16 protein-coding genes are annotated in these 17,619 nt (G+C 71.9%); 7 read left to right on the top strand and 9 right to left on the bottom strand.

All coding sequences use genetic code 11. The annotated features are described in order from the left end of the window. The first annotated feature begins 48 nt into the window (after positions 1-48). From wrbA to hldE, 3 genes are all read left to right on the top strand, one after another. Positions 49-648, top strand: coding sequence for an NAD(P)H:quinone oxidoreductase (wrbA, locus tag HJG45_RS12595; RefSeq protein ID WP_171612460.1), 600 nt, complete (start codon positions 49-51; stop codon positions 646-648). Positions 649-836: 188 nt separating this feature from the next. Continuing rightward, a complete protein-coding gene (fusA, locus tag HJG45_RS12590) occupies positions 837-2,930 on the top strand; it encodes an elongation factor G (RefSeq protein ID WP_174890447.1) in 2,094 nt (697 codons plus the stop codon). 92 nt (positions 2,931-3,022) lie between these two features. Next, positions 3,023-4,468, top strand: coding sequence for a bifunctional D-glycero-beta-D-manno-heptose-7-phosphate kinase/D-glycero-beta-D-manno-heptose 1-phosphate adenylyltransferase HldE (gene hldE, locus HJG45_RS12585; protein WP_171612458.1), 1,446 nt, complete (start codon positions 3,023-3,025; stop codon positions 4,466-4,468). Between the two features lie 92 nt (positions 4,469-4,560). Here the strand turns inward: hldE and HJG45_RS12580 are convergent, their stop codons facing one another. Next, positions 4,561-5,007 carry a MaoC/PaaZ C-terminal domain-containing protein gene (locus HJG45_RS12580; RefSeq protein ID WP_171612457.1) on the bottom strand — a complete coding sequence of 149 codons (447 nt, stop codon included), beginning with the start codon at positions 5,005-5,007 and terminating at the stop codon, positions 4,561-4,563. 8 nt (positions 5,008-5,015) lie between these two features. Beyond that, complete coding sequence (locus HJG45_RS12575; RefSeq protein ID WP_254452468.1) at positions 5,016-5,798, bottom strand: SDR family oxidoreductase; 783 nt, start codon at positions 5,796-5,798, stop codon at positions 5,016-5,018. A gap of 117 nt (positions 5,799-5,915) precedes the next feature. On the opposite strand from HJG45_RS12575, the gene HJG45_RS12570 reads away from it, so the two are divergent. Continuing rightward, positions 5,916-6,848 (top strand): SPFH domain-containing protein, encoded by a 933-nt coding sequence (locus HJG45_RS12570; protein WP_171612456.1) that lies wholly within the window; start codon positions 5,916-5,918, stop codon positions 6,846-6,848. Beyond that, on the top strand, positions 6,833-7,258 hold the full coding sequence (locus HJG45_RS12565; RefSeq protein ID WP_171612455.1) for an NfeD family protein: 426 nt from the start codon (positions 6,833-6,835) through the stop codon (positions 7,256-7,258). Before HJG45_RS12570 ends, HJG45_RS12565 begins: the two co-directional genes overlap by 16 nt. Positions 7,259-7,295: 37 nt before the next feature. Here HJG45_RS12565 and HJG45_RS12560 read toward each other — a convergent pair whose 3' ends face one another. The 3 genes from HJG45_RS12560 to HJG45_RS12550 form a co-directional block, all read right to left on the bottom strand. After that, positions 7,296-7,712 (bottom strand): EF-hand domain-containing protein, encoded by a 417-nt coding sequence (locus tag HJG45_RS12560; protein ID WP_171612454.1) that lies wholly within the window; start codon positions 7,710-7,712, stop codon positions 7,296-7,298. A 133-nt stretch (positions 7,713-7,845) separates the two neighbouring features. Then, on the bottom strand, positions 7,846-8,055 hold the full coding sequence (locus tag HJG45_RS12555) for a hypothetical protein (RefSeq protein WP_171612453.1): 210 nt from the start codon (positions 8,053-8,055) through the stop codon (positions 7,846-7,848). 104 nt (positions 8,056-8,159) lie between these two features. Next, the gene (locus HJG45_RS12550) at positions 8,160-9,860 is read right to left on the bottom strand and encodes an L-lactate permease (protein WP_171612452.1); all 1,701 of its coding nucleotides are present in this window, start codon (positions 9,858-9,860) and stop codon (positions 8,160-8,162) included. Positions 9,861-10,198: 338 nt separating this feature from the next. On the opposite strand from HJG45_RS12550, the gene HJG45_RS12545 reads away from it, so the two are divergent. Further along, the gene (locus HJG45_RS12545) at positions 10,199-10,531 is read left to right on the top strand and encodes a hypothetical protein (RefSeq protein WP_171612451.1); all 333 of its coding nucleotides are present in this window, start codon (positions 10,199-10,201) and stop codon (positions 10,529-10,531) included. A 539-nt stretch (positions 10,532-11,070) separates the two neighbouring features. Here HJG45_RS12545 and HJG45_RS12540 read toward each other — a convergent pair. The 4 genes from HJG45_RS12540 to HJG45_RS12525 all read right to left on the bottom strand — a co-directional run bounded on the left by HJG45_RS12540 (position 11,071) and on the right by HJG45_RS12525 (position 15,348). Further along, positions 11,071-12,102, bottom strand: coding sequence for an LLM class flavin-dependent oxidoreductase (locus HJG45_RS12540; RefSeq protein ID WP_171612450.1), 1,032 nt, complete (start codon positions 12,100-12,102; stop codon positions 11,071-11,073). Positions 12,103-12,352: 250 nt separating this feature from the next. Next, positions 12,353-13,663, bottom strand: a complete 1,311-nt coding sequence (locus tag HJG45_RS12535; RefSeq protein ID WP_171612449.1) for a DUF445 domain-containing protein — start codon at positions 13,661-13,663, stop codon at positions 12,353-12,355. Between the two features lie 68 nt (positions 13,664-13,731). Next, on the bottom strand, positions 13,732-14,265 hold the full coding sequence (gene ppa / locus HJG45_RS12530) for an inorganic diphosphatase (RefSeq protein ID WP_171612448.1): 534 nt from the start codon (positions 14,263-14,265) through the stop codon (positions 13,732-13,734). A 267-nt stretch (positions 14,266-14,532) separates the two neighbouring features. Then, entirely contained in the window at positions 14,533-15,348 is an 816-nt protein-coding gene (locus HJG45_RS12525) for a transposase (RefSeq protein WP_171612447.1), read from the bottom strand. 65 nt (positions 15,349-15,413) lie between these two features. On the opposite strand from HJG45_RS12525, the gene HJG45_RS12520 reads away from it, so the two are divergent. Beyond that, positions 15,414-17,619, top strand: a 2,206-nt coding sequence (locus tag HJG45_RS12520; protein WP_368040573.1) for a tetratricopeptide repeat protein, incomplete at its 3' end; no start/stop codon positions are given.

Here is a 17,619-nt window from a genome sequence, read left to right as displayed (position 1 = left end):
GCTGCCGCCTGTCCGCGTCTTGGCCGCCAAGGACGGAGGGCGAGAGCGATGGCGCGCATCCTGGTGCTGTATTATTCCATGTACGGCCATGTCGAGACCATGGCCGGGGCGGTGGCAGAGGGCGCGCGCGGCGCCGGCGCCGAGGTCAGCATCAAGCGTGTGGCGGAGCTGATGCCGCGCGAGGTCGCCGAGAAGGCGCATGCCAAGCTCGACCAGCCGGCGCCCGAGGCCGATCCGCAGGAGCTCGACCAGTACGACGCCATCATCATCGGCTGCCCGACGCGCTACGGCCGCATGGCGGCGCAGATGGCGCAGTTCTGGGACCAGACCGGCGGGCTCTGGGCGCGCGGGGCGCTGATCGGCAAGGTCGGCAGCGCCTTCAGCTCCACCGCCAGCCAGCATGGTGGGCAGGAGACGACGCTGATGGCCATGCACACCATGATGTTCCACCACGGCATGGTGCTGGTCGGCCTGCCCTACAGCGCGGCCGGCCTCACCCGGCTCGACGAGGTGAGCGGCGGCTCGCCCTATGGCGCCACCACCATCGCCGGCGGTAAGGGCGAGCGGCAGCCGAGCGCGAACGAGCTCGACCTCGCCCGCTTCCAGGGGCGGCACGTGGCCGAGGTGACGCGGAAGCTCTTCGGCTGAGGCGGCATCGGTGGCGGCGCCCGCACGGCGCGGGGGGCCGCCCCGCATCCAGGCCGGGGCTCGGGCGGTGAAACGCGCTTGCAAATCCGGGCCGGAGGGGGCATCTCCCCCGCGATAGCACTCCGACGAGTCTGACCGTTCGGCGGGCGGCACGAGGGAACGCCTCGAGGCCGGGCCCGCTTTCGCCTATGGAGGCCCAAGTGGCGCGCACCCCGCTCGACAAGATCCGCAACATCGGCATCACGGCGCATATCGACGCCGGCAAGACGACGACGACCGAGCGGATCCTGTACTACACCGGCAAATCGCACCGCATCGGTGAGGTGCATGACGGCAACACCACCACCGATTACATGGCGCAGGAGCGCGAGCGGGGGATCACCATCACCTCGGCCGCCGTCACCGCCGTGTGGAACGACCACCGCATCAACATCATCGACACGCCCGGCCACATCGATTTCAACATCGAGGTGAACCGCTCGCTGCGCGTGCTCGACGGCGCGGTCTTCATCATCGAGGGCGTGGCCGGCGTGCAGCCGCAGTCCGAGACCAACTGGCGCCTGGCGGACCGCTACAACGTCCCGCGCCTCATCTACATCAACAAGCTCGACCGCACCGGCGCCGACTTCTACCGCGCCGCCGAGACGCTGACCGAGAAGCTCGGCATCAACTGGGTGGCGCTGCAGCTGCCGATCGGCGTCGAGGACACGCTGAAGGGCGTGATCGACCTGGTCGAGATGAAGGCGATCATCTGGGAGGGCGACGAGCTTGGCGCCGCCTATCACGACGCGCCGATCCCGGACGACCTGAAGGACAAGGCCGCCGAGTACCGCGAGAAGCTGCTCGAGACCGTCGTCACCGCCGATGACGAGGCGATGGAGAAGTACCTCGAGGATGGCGACCTGCCGGTCCCGCTGCTGAAGCGCGCCATCAAGAAGGGCACCATCTCCGGCGAGTTCCGCCCGGTGGTCTGCGGCTCCTCCTTCAAGAACAAGGGCGTGCAGCCGCTGCTCGACGCCGTCATCGACTACCTGCCGAGCCCGGTGGATGTCGAGGGCATCAAGGTCGCCCCCGAGGAGGGCGAGGACGAGGAAACCGAGCGCCGGGTCATCCCGGCGACCGAGGACGGGCCCTTCGCCGGCCTCGCCTTCAAGATCATCAACGACAAGTACGGCAACCTCACCTTCGTCCGCGTCTATCGCGGCGTGCTGCGCTCCGGCGACACGGTGCTGAACACCACCAAGGAGGGCAAGGAGCGCGTCGGCCGCATGTTCCAGATGCACGCCGACAAGCGCGAGGAGATCAAGGAGGTCTTCGCCGGCGACATCGCCGCCTTCGTCGGGCTGAAGGACACCGGCACGGGCGACACGCTGGCCTCGCCGGAGGATCCGGTGGTGCTCGAGCGCATGGCCTTCCCGGTCCCGGTCATCGACATCTCCGTCGAGCCGAAGACCAAGGAGGGCATCGAGAAGATGACCCTCGGCCTGCAGAAGCTGGCCGGCGAGGATCCCTCGCTGCGCCTGCGCACGGATCAGGAGACCGGCCAGACCATCCTCTCCGGCATGGGCGAGCTGCATCTCGAGATCATCATCGACCGCCTGCGCCGCGAATACGGCGTCGACGCCAATATCGGCGCGCCGCAGGTGGCCTATCGCGAGACGATCACCAAGTCCCATACCGAGACCTACACCCACAAGAAGCAGTCGGGCGGCTCGGGCCAGTACGCCGAGGTGAAGATCACCTTCGAGCCGCTGGAGCGGAACGCGGGCATCGAGTTCGTCAACGCGGTCGTCGGCGGCTCCGTGCCGAAGGAGTACATCCCGGCGGTCGACAAGGGCATCAAGGTGCAGGCCGAGACGGGCGTGCTGGCCGGCTTCCCGACGGTGGACTTCAAGTACTCCCTGGTGGACGGCAAGTACCACGACGTCGACTCTTCGGCGCTGGCCTTCGAGATCGCCGCCAAGGCCTGCTTCCGCGAGGGCATGAAGAAGGCCGGCCCGGTGATCCTGGAGCCGATCATGGATGTCGAGATCACCACGCCGCAGGACCATGTCGGCGACGTGGTCGGCGACCTGAACCGCCGCCGCGGCGTGATCCAGAGCCAGGACATGGCCGGCACCTCGGTCATCGTCCGGGCGCATGTGCCGCTGAAGGAGATGTTCGGCTACATCTCCAACCTGCGGGGCATGACCAAGGGCCGCGCCTCCTTCTCGATGCAGTTCCACCACTACGATCCGGTGCCGCGCAACATCGCGGACGAGATCATGACGAAGTCGGCCTGACCGCCGGCTTCCCTGCCTAGCTTCGGCAGCGGCGCGGGGGGCATCCCCCGCGCCGTTTGCCATTCCGGGCTCCCGAGAGCTAATCCCCCGCCATGGTCGACTTCTCCGCGCTCCGCATCCTGGTCCTCGGCGACGTCATGCTCGACCGCTTCCTCTACGGGGCGGTGGAGCGCATCTCGCCCGAGGCGCCGGTGCCGGTGGTGCGGCTTGGCCGGACGCTCGCCATGCCGGGCGGCGCCGGCAACGTGGCGCGCAACATCTCCGCCCTCGGCGGCCAGGCGGTGCTGGTCGGGCTGGTCGGCCGCGACGCCGCGGCGGCGGAATTCCGCTCCCTCCTCGCCGCCGATCCGCGCCTGGTCGATGCCCTGGTCGAGGGCGAGGGGCGGCCAACCATCTGCAAGATGCGCGTCATCGCCGGCAACCAGCAGGTGGTGCGGCTGGATGACGAGGTCTCGGCCCCCGCCGATGCCGCCGAGCAGGCCGCGCTGACCGGCGTGGTCGAGGCGGCGCTGCCGGGCTGCCAGGCGCTCATCCTCTCCGACTACGCCAAGGGCGTGCTCGCCCCCGCCGTCATCGCCGCCGCCATCGCCGCGGCGAAGCGGCAGGGCATCCCGGTGCTGGCCGATCCGAAGAGCGAGGATTTCGCGCTCTATCGCGGCGCCGACTGCCTGACGCCGAATGCCCGCGAGCTCGGCCGCGCCGCCCGCCTGCCGGTCGGTACCGAGGCGGAGGTCGCGGCGGCGGCGCGGAAGGTGATGGCGGCGGCCGGCCTGCCGGCGCTGCTCTGCACCCGGGCCGAGAAGGGCATGACCCTGGTGCGGGCCGATGGCGCGGTGGAGAGCGTGCCGGCCGAGGCGCGCGAGGTCTTCGACGTCTCCGGCGCCGGCGACACCGTCATCGCCACCCTGGCCCTGGCGCATGCCGCCGGCCGCTCGCTCGGCGAGGCGATGCGGCTCGCCAATGCCGCGGCGGGCATCGTCGTCGGCAAGCTCGGCACGGCGACGGTCTCGGCCGACGAGCTGGCGCATGCGCTGCGCGCTGGCGGCGGCGCGCCCGATCCGGTGGCGCTGCTCGACCATGCGGCGGCGCTGCGGCAGGTGCGCGACTGGCAGGCGCACGGCTTGCGCGTCGGCTTCGCCAATGGCTGCTTCGACATCCTGCATGCCGGGCATGTGGCGCTGCTCGGCGCGGCGCGGCGCCGTTGCGACCGGCTGGTGGTCGCGCTCAACACCGATGCCAGCACCGCCCGGCTGAAGGGACCGACGCGGCCGGTCAACCCGCTGGCCGACCGCGCCGCGGTGATCGCCGCGCTCGCCGCCGTGGATGCGGTCGTCGCCTTCGAGGAGGACACGCCGCTCGAGCTGATCCGGCTGCTGCGGCCGGAGGTGCTGATCAAGGGCGCCGACTACCGCATCGACCAGGTGGTGGGCGCCGATCTGGTGCAGGCGGCGGGCGGCGAGGTGGCGCTGATCGAGTTGCTCCCCGGCCGCTCCACCACCGGCCTCGTCACCCGCCTCGGCGGCAAGCCTGGACCATGATCCGTTCGCTTTGGTTCACGGATCATGGTCCAGGTCTTTGTTTGATCGCTTGATCCACGCTTTTCGGTGTTTCCACCTCAAGCGGTCACGCTCTAGCGCTTGAGGAAATGCGTGCCGAGGATCTCGAGCACCGTCACGCCGTCCGCCAAGCGCCGGCCGAGGTAGCGGATCTTCGCCACGCCGCGATCCGGCTTGCTGCGCGAGGGGATGACCGCCTCCACCTGCGCGGTGAGTGCGATCTCGTCGCCCGGCCGCACCGGCGCCGGCCAGCGCACCACCTGCTCGGTGCCGCCGAGCGAGACGTCCTTCACCCAGCCGGTGCGGATGATGTGGCCGAAGGCCGCCGCCTGGGTGTGCAGCCCGCTGGCGATGAGGCCGCCGAAGGGCCCGGCCTTCGCCGCCGCCTCGTCCACATGGAAGGGCTGCGGGTCGTAGCGGCGCGCGAAGTCGAGGATCTCGTCGAGCTCCATGCGGAAGCTGCCGAAATCGAAGCTCTGCCCGACGGCGAGCTCGTCGAGGCTGCGGAGCGGCGTGACCATGCGGCGCCTCAGACGAGGGACTGCATGTCGCCGTCGACGGCCAGGGCCTGGCCGCTGACGGTCGCGCCATAGGGGCTGCAGAGGTACAGCGCCATGTTGGCGATGTCCTGCGGCGTCACGTAGCAGCGCAGCGAGACCGGCTGCAGCGCCTTCGCCTCCTGCTCGGCGAAGCTGCGGCCGTTGGCCTGCGCCTTGGCCTCGATGACGCGGCGGATGCGGTCGCCCGCGACCAGGCCGGGCAGGATGGCGTTCACCCGGATGCGGTGCCGGCCGAGCTCGATGGCGAGCGACTTGGTGAAGCCGACCACGCCCCACTTCGCCGCCGCATAGGGGCTGCGCAGCGGGAAGCCGAAGCGCCCGGCGGCGGAGGAGAGGTTGACGATGGAGCCGCCGCCCGCCTCGCGCAGCGCCGGCACGGCGCGGCGGGCGCAGTGGAACATCGCCTCGAGGTCGATCTTCAGGGTGCGCGACAAGGCCTCCGGCATCACCTCCTCGATCGGCGCGGTCGGCCCGGCGATGCCGGCATTGTTCACCAGCACGTCGAGCCCGCCGAGCCGGCGGATCGCCTCGTCGACGAAAGTCTCGCAACCCTCGACCGTCTCCATATCGGCCGTCATGGCGGGATGCGGGCAGGCGGCGAGCGCCTCGGCATCGACGTCGCAGAGGAACACCTTCGCGCCGCAGGCGGCGAAGCCATCCGCCATGGCGCGGCCGATGCCGCCCGCGCCGGCGGTGATCGCCACCCGTAACCCTCCGAGCTGCACCGTCAGCGGCCGCGTATTGCCCAGCATGCGCTCACCCTCCCCCCGAGTCTTGCGATGGTAGGCGGCGGCGGGCCGGGCGCAAGCGCGACTTCGGCCTGCCGCCGTGCTACCGGGAGAGGCAGGGGTCCTGGGGAAAGGTCCGGAATGACCGGCATCGAGATCGTCCTGCTCGTCCTGCTGCTGCTGGCGGTCGCCACCGCCGCCCGCGGCATCCGCACCGTGCCGCAGGGCGAGGTCTGGACGGTCGAGCGCTTCGGCGCCTTCACCCGCCTGCTGCAGCCGGGGCTGAACCTCATCATCCCCTTCGTCGATGCCGTCGGCCGGCGGATGAACGTGCAGGAGGTGGTGCTCGACATCCCCGAGCAGTCCGTCATCACCCGCGACAACGCCTCGGTCGCGGTGGACGGCATCGTCTATTACCGCGTCATGGAACCGGCCAAGGCGGCCTATGCGGTGCAGAACCTGCAGCAGGCGCTGACCGCGCTCGCCATGACCAACATCCGCAGCGTCATCGGCGAGATGGACCTGGACGCGACGCTGAGCGGGCGGGAGCGCATCAACTCCTCCCTGCTCACCATCCTCGACGGCGCCACCGATCCCTGGGGCGTCAAGGTCAGCCGCGTCGAGCTGCGCAAGGTCGAGCCGCCGGAGAATCTGGTGCGCGCCATGAACCTGCAGATGACCGCCGAACGCGAGCGCCGCGCCACGGTCGTCCGCGCCGAGGGCGAGAAGGCGGCGCTGATCCTCGCCGCCGAGGGCAGGCGCGAGGCGGCGATGCGCGATGCCGAGGCGCGCGAGCGGCTGGCGCAGGCGGAGGCCGAGGCGACGCGCATGGTCAGCGAGGCCGCGACCGGCGCCGGCGAGCAGGCGCTGCGCTACTTCATCGCCGATCGCTACGTGAAGGCCTTCGAGGCGCTCGGCACCAACCCGGCCCACAAGCTGGTGGTGGTGCCAATGGAGGCGGCGGCGCTCGCCGGCGGCGTCGCCCAGGCGCTGGAGCTGCTGCGCCCCGCGCCACCGACTGCCACCACCACGCCCGCTCCCGGGGCCGGAGGCAATCCGTGGAACCAGGGCTGATCTGGATCCTCGGCGGGCTGCTGCTGCTCGCCGCCGAGCTGGTGCTGCCCGGCATCTACCTGCTCTGGACCGGGCTCGCCGCGATCGGCACCGGCATCGTGGTGCTGACCGTGCTGCCGCCCTTCGAGGGCGTCGTCGCCACCTTCCTCGCCTGCCTCGCCGGCAGCATCGGCTGCGCCCTCTGGCTGAAGCGGCGGCGCCCGCCGCAGCGGGTGAACAGCCCTGCGGCCGGGCTGGTCGGGCGGCACGGCATGCTGCTGCCGATGGAGGGCGCCACGCTCCGGGTGCGGATCGGCGACAGCGAATGGCCAGCCCGGCTTCCGCGCGACCTGCAGGTGCCCGAGGCGCCGCAGCGCGTGCGGGTGGAGGCGGTGGAGGGCGTCACGCTGATCGTGCGGCCGATTCCCTGAAGCAGCCACGCCCGCCCAGGTGCCCCACCCAGGCGCCTCAGCGCTGCGTCGCCTCGCGCCGCGTCAGCACGCCGTCATTGTTGCTGTCATGCGCGCGGAACCACTGCTCGGAGAAGGGCTTCAGCTCCTCCGGCGTGACCTTGCCGTCGCGGTTGGCATCCGCGGCGCGGAACAGCGCCAGCGCCTCGGCGCGGGTCAGCACCTCGCCCTGCTCGATGCTGCCGCTCTGGTCGCGGTCGGCGAGATCGAAGCGGCGGCGCAGCCAGGTCCAGACCTCGTCATGCGACACGCCGCGCGCCGGGTCGCGGATCACCTCCGAGGGGTCGCCGCCGAACATGCCGCCGGGGCTGTCCGGACCGCCCCAGGGCGACCAGCCGGGCGTGCCGCCCTGGGCAGCGGCCAGGGCGGGCCAGGCAAGAAGCAGGCCGAGGGCGGGGAGGAGAGGGCGTGACATGCGGCGCATCCTGCATGGCGAAGCGAATGGGAAGCGCCGCCCCAAGGGACGAGGCCGGGGGCGGTGCCGCCCTGTCGTTAGATCCCTTTTCGGCACGAGGGAAATCGGTGACCCGAGCGCCTTCCCATCGGGCTCAGGGCCGCGTCCTCCGCGGATGCGCCGGAGAGATGTCGACGGGGCCACTGCGGTTGGCCGCCTGCTCGGCGAGATCGCCCGGCTGCGGCTCGCCCGGCGGCGCCGGCGAGTCGATAGTGCCGGTGGCGGGGGCATCGGCCTCCGCATCCTGTCCGGCCTCCGTTGGCGCCGGGCCGCGCCCGGCCTTGCCCGAATCCTTGCCGCTCATCGGTCCTCCCCTTCCATCGGGGAAGGGCGAACGCCGGGCCACCCGCGGGGTTGCCCGGCCTTCCGGGGCGGCCCTCATGCCACCCGGCATGAGGGCCTTCGGGATCAACCGCCGATCACCATCGCGGTGAAGGGCGAGACATAGGCCTGCAGCGTCACCAGCAACCCGACGAGACAGGCGAGGGCGATGCTGTGGAAGAAGACGTAGCGCAGGATCTCGCCCTCATGCCCGAACCAGTTGGTCGCGGTCGAGGCGACGACGATGCTCTGCGCGTCGATCATCTTGCCCATGACGCCGCCCGAGGAATTGGCGGCGGCCATCAGCACCGGCGACAGGCCGATCTGCTGCGCGGTGATCTTCTGCAGCCCCCCGAACAGCACGTTGGAGGCGGTGTCGGAGCCGGTCAGCGCCACGCCGAGCCAGCCGAGCAGCGTGCCGAAGAAGGGGTAGAACACGCCCGTCGCGGCGAAGGCGAGGCCCATGGTGGCATCCAGCCCGGAATAGCGCGTCAGGTAGCCAAGGCCGAGCATCGCCGCGATGGTCAGCAACGAGTAGCGCACCACCCAGAGCGTCCGCCCGTATTCGCGGAGCAGCGCCAGCGGGCCGAAGCCCATGGCGAAGCCGCCGAGCACCGCCGCCAGCAGGATGCCGGTGCCGGTCATGGAGAGGATGTTGAAGGCGAAGACCGCGGCCTCCGGCGTCGGCGCGGCGACCACCGGCGGCACCTTGATGACGGCGCGATGCAGCCCCTCAATCGGCACCGAGAGGTTGTAGACGCCGTTCAGCATCGCCTTCACCCCGCCGAGCCCCCAGAGGAAGACGAAGACGGTGAGGATCAGCCAGGGCATCCAGGCGAGCAGCGTGTTGCCCTGGAAGGTCACCGCCGCCGCGCCGCCGGCGCCGCCCGCGGGCGAGCGGCCGGTGCCGCGCGCCGTCAGCTCCTCGACCGCCGCGGCGCGGCCGCCGAGCTTGGTGCTGGTCCAGATCTCGCGCGGCTGCCAGACGCGCAGGAACAGGGTGAGGCAGGCGAGCGAAACCAGGGCCGCGATGACGTCGACCAGATAGGGGCCCATGTAGTTCGAGACGATGAATTGCGGCACGGCGAAGGAGACGCCGGTCACCAGGATGGCGGGCCAGATCTGCAGCATCCCGCGGAAGCCGGCGAAGGCCCAGATCAGCCAGAAGGGCACCAGCAGCGAGAAGAAGGGAAGCTGCCGGCCGATCATCGCCGAGAGGTCCATCAGGTCGAGCCCGGTCACGCCGGCCAGCGCGATCACCGGCGTCCCCAGCGCGCCATAGGCGACGGGCGCGGTATTGGCGATAAGCGAGAGGCCGGAGGCGGCGAGCGGCGAGAAGCCGAGGCCGATCAGCACCGCGCCGGTCACCGCGACCGGCGTGCCGAAGCCGGCCGCGCCCTCGAAGAAGGCGCCGAAGGCGAAGGCGATCAACAGCAGCTGCAGCCGCCGGTCCGGGGTGACGGCGGCGATGGTGTCCTGCAGCCGCGCGAAGGAGCCGTTCGCCACGGTGAGGCGGTAGAGGAAGATGATGTTCAGCACGATCCAGCCGATCGGGAACAGGCCGGAGGCGATGCCGAGTCCGGCCGCCTTGGCGGCTATCGCCGTCGGCATGCCGAAGACGATGATCGCCACCACCAGCGCCACCACCAGCGCGGCGATGGCGGCGATATGCGCCGCGATATGCAGGAAGGCGAGGGCGATCAGCATCGTCGCCACCGGCAGCGCGGCGACGAGGGCGGAGAGCAGGATCGATCCGAGCGGATCGTAGAGCTGGTTCCAGGTGTCCATGGGCGGGTGCTGCGCCTCCTTGCGCTTGCGGCGGGCCGGTTGCGGTCCGGGACCGGTCTGCCGCCGGAAGGTGCCGCCGGCTGGGCGGGCGCATCCCGGCATCGCCACGGTCCCGGATGGCCGGCTGCGGCAGCCTTGGCGATCGGGCAGGCCGCCGCAGCCGGTGCCGCGACCAGGCGGGGCCGCGGCGATACGAGCGAGTCCCGGGGCTGGCCGGGCATCGTTCGGGGCGTGCTACATGAGATTCGATGAACGCGCGACATGGCCATGCGCCATGGCCGACCGCCCGGCTGCGGCAAGGCCTTGAACCGGCCGCGGAGGCGGGCAACATCTGGCGCATGGAAACGCACCGGCGCCCCGGATCGCCTTACCGGGACCCGACTCCACCCGTCCTCGACATGACGCCGGAGGGCGAGTTCCGCGACCCGCTGCCGCCGCCGCGCAGCATGCTCGACCGCGTCCTCGCCCGCCTCGGCGGGCTGGCGCTGCTGCTGACGCTCGCCGTCGGCGGGTTGCTGCTGGTTGCGGTCGCCATCTTCTTCATCGGCCTGCTGCTGCCGGTCGCGGTCGGTGCCGGGCTGGTGGCCTTCATCTCGCTCTGGTGGCGCATGCGCCGGGCGCAGCGCGACGGCACGGCGCCGCCGATCCGCTTCGTCGTCATGCGCCGCTGATCCTGCCGCTCGCCCCGGGGCGGCCGCGCGCCGGCCACCGGGGTCCTTCCGTCCGGCCGGCGGAGGTGCCGCCTGCCCCAGCCTTTCGAAATCGATCCGAGGCGCCTGTATGACGTCGGCCGCGACGGCAGGCCGCGCACGGATGAGGCGCAGCCGCCGGCCTGGCTGGATGCGCGGCACCGGCGGCTGCTCGGCTGGGCGGCGCTCGGCAGCCTGCTGGTCGGCGGCCTCGCCGCGCTGACGGTCCTCGCCTTCGCCTTCAATGCCCGGCTGCTGGCGGCGGGCCTCGCCCTGGCGACTCTGGCGGTGACGCCGATCCTCGGCGTGGGGCCGGTGCTCGACTGGTGGCGGCACCGCCGGCCGCATCGTCGCCGGCACCACCGCCGGCCGGAGAGCTTCCCCCGGGACTAGACTTCCCCACGACGTCGCTGCGCGCCGCCGTGGGGCCCCGTGAAGCGCACGGGAACCTGGACGAGTCCCAGCCTGTCGCGGCGAAGCCGCGGCAGGGCAACGGGAGGCCGCCGTTGCGGCGAGCGTGCTCAGGAGTGCGATCGTTCCGCGAGGCCGAAGGCTTCGGCCAGCAGACGGTAGCTTCGCCGCCGCGCCTCGGGGTCGTGGCAGGGGGTGAGTACTGCCACCTCCGCCGCGCCATGCGACGCGGCGAGCGCTTCCAGCCTTGCCTTCACCTGCTCCGGCGCGCCGACGATGGCGCGTGGCCGCAGCCGGTCGAGATGCGCCCGCTCGGCGGCGGAGAAGGGATAGGCCTCAGCCTCCTCGACGCTCGGCAGGGGCGGGAAGCGGCCCTGGTCGCGGAACAGCCGCCAGAGCTCGCGCGACCTGTAGAGCCGCCAGGCCTCGGCCTCGGTCTCGGCCGTCAGGGCGAAGACGCCGAGCGCGGCATGCGGCGCGGCGAGGCGGCCGGGCTGGCCGGGATGCGGCCGGAAGCCCTCGCGGTAGAGCGCCATGACCTGCTCCGATCCCTGCTCGCCAATGAAATGCGCGAAGCAGTAGGGTAGGCCGAAATAGGCGGCGACCTGGGCGCCGTAATCGCTGCTGCCGAGGATCCACACCTCCGGCCGGGTCGGCCCCTGCGGGTTGGCGACGACCTCGCGGAACGGGTGCCCCTCCGGCAGCCCGTCGCCGAGCCAGCCGAGCAGGTCCATCACCTGGTTCGGGAAGCGCTCGGCCGCCTCGCGGGCCTGCGGGTTGAGGGCGAAGGCGGTGCGCCCGTCGCTGCCCGGCGCCCGGCCGAGGCCGAGATCTATCCGCCCCGGGGCGATGGCCTCGGCGACCTTGAACTGCTCCGCTACCTTCAGTGCCGCGTAATGCGGCAGCATCACCCCGGCGGTGCCGACGCGGATCCGCCGCGTGGTGGCGGCGATGGCCGAGACCAGCATCTCCGGCGCCGCCCCGGCATGGGCGCCGCTGTTGTGGTGCTCGGCCAGCCAGTAGCGGGCATAGCCGAGCCCGTCCGCCATCCGCGCCAGGGCAAGGGTCTCGCGGATCGCCTCGTCGGCGCCGCGGCCAGAGGCGATGGTCGACTGGTCGAGGATGGCGAGGCGGAGGGTCATGCCGCGAGGCTAGACCGGATCGCCGCCGCGCGTGAGGGGCGCCGACCGGTTTGATATTGCATCGAAACCGTTGCCGGGCTAGAATGCCTGGTCACGGCCGTCCTGCGCCCGCACGTCGCCGGGCCCGCCCAACGCATCCCGCGACGCCCGTTGCCCTGCCGCGGCTTTGCCGCGGCAGGCTGTGACGCAACTCGGACCCGAGGCGAAACCGGGGTTCCGATGGCGGCGGGAAGCGACGCCGTGGGGGGATTCAATAGGCTACCCGCCCGAAGATCGCGGTCAGCAACGCGAAGAGCGCGCCGCCGACGAGGAAGCCGACCAGGGTGCCGTTCATTCGGACATATTGCAGGTCGCGGCCGACGCGCAGCTCGATCTTCTCCGTCACCTGCGCGGTGTCCCAGCCGGCGACGACCTTGGCGATGAAATCGGCGAGCTGGGCGCGCGCGGCCGGCATCAGCCGCACCAGCACCCGCTGCACCGCCAGCGTCAGCCGCTCGCGCGCCGCCGGATCCTCGGCGAGCAGGGTGCCGGCATTGCTGAAGGCGCCCTCCAGCAGCGCCACGGTGCGGCCCTCGGGATTGGCGGCATCGGCGGCCAGCGCCGAGCGCAGCCGGGCCCAGACATCGCCGAGCCAGGCGGCGACGGTCGGATGCGCCACGGCCTTGCGCATGGCGCGGCCGAGGGCGGCGGCGCGCTCCGGATCGGTCTCCAGCCGGTCGACCTCGGTGCGGATCCAGAGCTCGAAGGCCTTGCGGAGGTCGCTGTCGGCGGCCTCCATGCGCGCCAGCTCGGCGGTGACCGCGGCCAGCGCCCGGCGGGCGACCGTCGCGCCGAGCGCCCAGCCGACCAGGCGGCCGCCCTCCTCCCGCACCTTGCTCTCGATGGCGGTGCGGAGCTGGTCCTCCTTCTCGACCAGCAGGCGGCGCAGCTCGGTGATCGCCAGGTCGAAGACCTCCTGGTGCCGGCCGCCCTCGACCAGGCTGCGCAGGGCGCGGACGACGATGCGCGAGCCGGCCGGGCCGCTGGCCAGGCGCGGCAGCAGCCGGCCGAGCAGCCGCCGGGCGCGTCCGTCCTCGAGGCTTGCCAGCAGGCGGGGGAGGGAGGCGGCGATCGCCTCCGCCGCCGGCCGCGCCGTGGCCGGATCGGCCATGAAGCTGCGCAGGATGCCGGCGAGGTCGAGCCGGCCGAGCAGCCGCGCCACCTCGGCCTCGGTGAAGACATGGTTGGCGACGAAGCGGCCGAGCCCCTGACCGAGCCGCTCCTTCTGGCGCGGGATGATGGCGGTGTGCGGGATGGGCAGGCCGAGCGGGCGGCGGAACAGCGCCGTCACCGCGAACCAGTCGGCGAGGCCGCCGACCACGCCGGCCTTGGCGGCGGCCTGCAGCAGCTCGGTCCAGTAGCTGGGCGGCAGGCGGTAGGCGAGCAGCATCAGCCCGGCCATGCCGAGCAGCAGGCCGGTGGCGATGGCGCGATGGCGGGCGAGGGCCCGGCGCAGCGGCGCCTCCGGGTCCGGCAGCCTGGCGTGGCGCGTCGCGCCGGCGGGAGGGGGAAGCGAGGTCATCGCCGGCGCAGATGGGGAGGCGAGGGGGCGGCGGCGAGAGCCCGGCGCGAGGCCGGGCCGCGGCCGTCTCACCCTGCCTTCTTCGCCCGCTCGATCGCCTCGACGATCATGCGCTTCGCCTCGGCGGCATCGCCCCAGCCGGCGACCTTCACCCACTTGCCCGGCTCAAGATCCTTGTAGTGCTCGAAGAAGTGCTGAATCTGATCGAGGGTGATCGCCGGCAGGTCGGAGTAGTTGTGCACCTTCTCGTAGCGCCGGGTCAGCTTCGGCACCGGCACGGCGATGATCTTCTCGTCGCCGCCGCCGTCATCCTCCATGCGCAGCACGCCGACCGGGCGCACCGCGATGACCGCGCCGGGCACGATCGGGCGGGTATTGGCGATCAGCACGTCGATCGGGTCGCCATCCTCGCTCAGCGTGTGCGGGACGAAGCCGTAATTCCCGGGATAGCGCATCGGCGTGTAGAGGAAGCGGTCGACGATCAGCGTGCCGGCCTCCTTGTCCATCTCGTACTTGATGGGCTCGCCCCCGATGGCGACCTCGACGATGACGTTGACGTCCTCGGGCGGGTTCTTGCCGATGGGGATGGCGTCGATACGCATGGGGTTCTCCGATGATGCGCCGTGCGGGCGCGGCACCAGCCGGGACGCCCATACTGCGCTGCAACATAATCACTGGACGGCTGATCCGAAACCCTGCCCCGGCGGCGCCGCCAGCGGGCGGGGCGCGGCCCGGGCCCTGGCACAACGGCGTTCCGCCTGCCGGCAGCGGCGCTCATGCCATGTTCCGAACGCCACGTCACGCATCGCCGCACCATCTCCCGGGTTTCAATTTATCGAATATTGATAACGCAGCAGGTGTGGCGGCCATCAGGGCGGCTCCAGCGCGCCGGGCACCCGGACCAGGCCGCCGGCGAAGCGGTGGAAGTCCTGCAATAGCCGCAGCAGGCCGCGCGGCGGCCGCCAGCGGGGATGCGCCAGCATGTAGCGCGCGGCGCGCAGGCAGACCGGCATGGTGATCTCGGCCAGCTCCGGATCCGGCAGGTATTGCGAGGGCGCCGGCAGGGCGCTGTGCAGCCGCAGCCGCCGGGCGAGGACGATGGCGGCGAGGCCGAGAACGCGCACCGCCCGGCGGAAGGCGCAGCAGATGCGCCAGGTGAGGGCGGCCAGCGCCGCCGGGCAATCCGCCGCCGCGACCGCCTGCAGCAGCCGGCCCCACAGCCCGGCATGCGCCCAGCGGCGATGGCAGCGCGAGACGGTGCCCGCCTTGCCGAAGCCCTCCGGCAGGGCCCGCCAGGGGGCGCGGCCGCCGCCCTCGCAATTGCTGCGCTTCAGGGTGACGGCGCGGAAGATGGCGTCCAGCCGGGCGCGCGGATCGGCGAGCGGCCGGCCGGCCCGGCCGGCGGCGCGCAGCCCGCAGCCGGTGGCGGCGAGATGCGGGGCGAGGGCCTCCCATTCCGCATCGGTGAGCGGCGCCCAGGGATGGGCGGGGGTGAGGCCGGTCAGCGGCTCGAGATAGAGGCGGCGGGCGAGGCCGTGCCGGGTCAGGAAATCCGGCGGCAGGATCTCGGGCGGGATGCGGCTGGCGGGGCGGCGGAAGAAGCGGGGTATGGGGGTCCTCCGCGACGCATCGGGAGGAGAATGAAGGCATGAAATAGGAAAAAAGTCAAGAGTGCGATCGGGCACGGACCCGAGCGTGAACGCGCTTCCGTGATCCCGTCCCGCCTGCCGGTCGATTAGCGTTTCTCGAGATGTCGAGATGCGTCACGGTCGCGGAGTGGGGTGGACAGCCGCGGGCGAGCATCGTCTTCGTCCACGGGCTGGGCGGCCATGCCTATGGCACCTGGCGGCGCGGGGAGGCGGACGGCACCCTCTGGCCGCTCTGGCTGGCCGAGGATGTCCCGGGGCTGAGCGTCCATACGCTGGCCTATGAGGCGCCGGCCACGAACTGGCTCGGCACCGCCATGGCGTTGCAGGACCGGGCGGTGAACCTGCTGGAAACGCTGCTCGGCACGCCCGGCCTTGCCACGGGGCCGGTGGTCTTCGTCTGCCACAGCCTCGGCGGGCTGCTGGTCAAGCAGATCCTGCTCGACCTCGACCGGCAGAAGGGGCAGCGGCCGGAGGCGGCGAGCCTGCTGGCACGGGTGGCGCGGGTGGTCTTCATCGCCACGCCGCATACCGGCTCCCGCCAGGGCAGCCTGCTCGACCGGCTGCGCTTCCTCGCCTGGCCGACGCCGATCGCCCGGGGGCTGGTGGCCAATGATCCGAGCCTGCGGGCCATCAACATCGCCTATCGGGGGCTGGCGCAGGCGCGGGGCGATCGGCTGCGGCATCTGATCTTCGTCGAGACCCGGGATACGGCGGCTGGCCGCATCGTGGACGAGGCCAGCAGCGATCCCGGCCTGCCCGGCCGGCCACCGATCCCGATCGACGCGGACCATATCGGCATCGCCAAGCCGGCGGATCGAAATGCGCTGCTCTATGCGCGCACGCGCGACTTCATCGCGGAACAGCCAGCGGGGGAGGGCCAGGGGACGGCGCTCTCCGTGCATGCGCTGCCGAGGCTGGACTTCGAGCAGCCCTGGAACCTCATCCCGAAGCTGATCCGCATCGGGTTGCTGCTGCTGCTGGCCGCGATCGGGTTCAAGGGCGTGCAGGCCCTCATCGCGCCACCTCCACCGGTGGATACAGGCCGGATCGAGCGGCAACTCGCGGAGCAGGGCGACCTCATCCGGCAGTTGCTGGCCAACCGCACGACGCCGCCCGCGCCCGGCGCCGAGCGTGCGGTGGGCGAGGCGGTGGCGGCGGCGGCCGAGGGCGCGGCGCGCGGCGATGCGCGCTTGCAGACGGCGCTCGACCTGCTGAAGGCGAACCGGGTGGCCGAGGCGGAAGCCCTGTTCCAGGCGGTCGCGACCGAGAAGGCGGAGCGCATCCGGCAGGACCGGAGGGATGCTGCGGCGGCCTTCCGCAATCTCGGCGCCATCGCCGGGCTCCGCGATCCGAAGCGGGCGCTGGAGGCTTACCGGCAAGCGGCCGAGCTCGATCCGGAGGATATCGAGAGCATCTACTGGACCGGCTGGCTGTCGCTGGAGCGGGGCGATCTGGGAGAGGCCGAGGCCCGCCTTCGGACGGTGCTGCGCCTTGCCGGTGCCAACGGTCAGGACTGGTACGAATATTGGGCGAGGCTGGGCCTCGGCGATGTGAAACGCGCGCGCGGCGACCTCTCCGCTGCCATGGGGGAATACCGACAGGCGGCTGTGATCGCCGAGCGTCTGGTACAGGCCGATCCCGGCAATGCCGGCTGGCAGCGCGACCTGTCGGTGTCACGGAACAAGATCGGCGATGTGCTGGTGGCGCAGGGCAACCTGCCGGCGGCGCTGCAAGCCTACCGCGACGGGCTGGCGATCGCCGAGCGTCTGGCGCAGGCCGATCCCGGCAATGCCGGCTGGCAGCGCGACCTGTCGGTGTCCTACGATCGGGTCGGCGATGTGCTGGTGGCGCAGGGCAACCTGACGGCGGCGCTGCAAGCCTACCGCGACGGACTGGCGATTCGGGAGCGTCTGGCGAAGGCCGATCCCGGCACTGCCGAGTGGCAGCGCGACCTGTCGGTGTCACGGAACAAGATCGGCGATGTGCTGGTGGCGCAGGGCAGCCTGCCGGCGGCGCTGCAAGCCTACCGCGACGGGCTGGCGATCGCCGAGCGTCTGGCGCGGGCCGATCCCGGCAATGCCGGCTGGCAGCGCGACCTGTCGGTGTCACGGAACAAGATCGGCGATGTGCTGGTGGCGCAGGGCAGCCTGCCGGCGGCGCTGCAAGCCTACCATGACAGTCTGGCGATTCGGGAGCGTCTGGCGAAGGCCGATCCCGGCACTGCCGAGTGGCAGCGCGACCTGTCGGTGTCACGGAACAAGATCGGCGATGTGCTGGTGGCGCAGGGCAGCCTGCCGGCGGCGCTGC

The organism is Roseicella sp. DB1501 (assembly GCF_013112485.1).
GTDB lineage: Bacteria > Pseudomonadota > Alphaproteobacteria > Acetobacterales > Acetobacteraceae > Paracraurococcus.
This window is presented reverse-complemented; position numbering and strand designations above follow the sequence as displayed.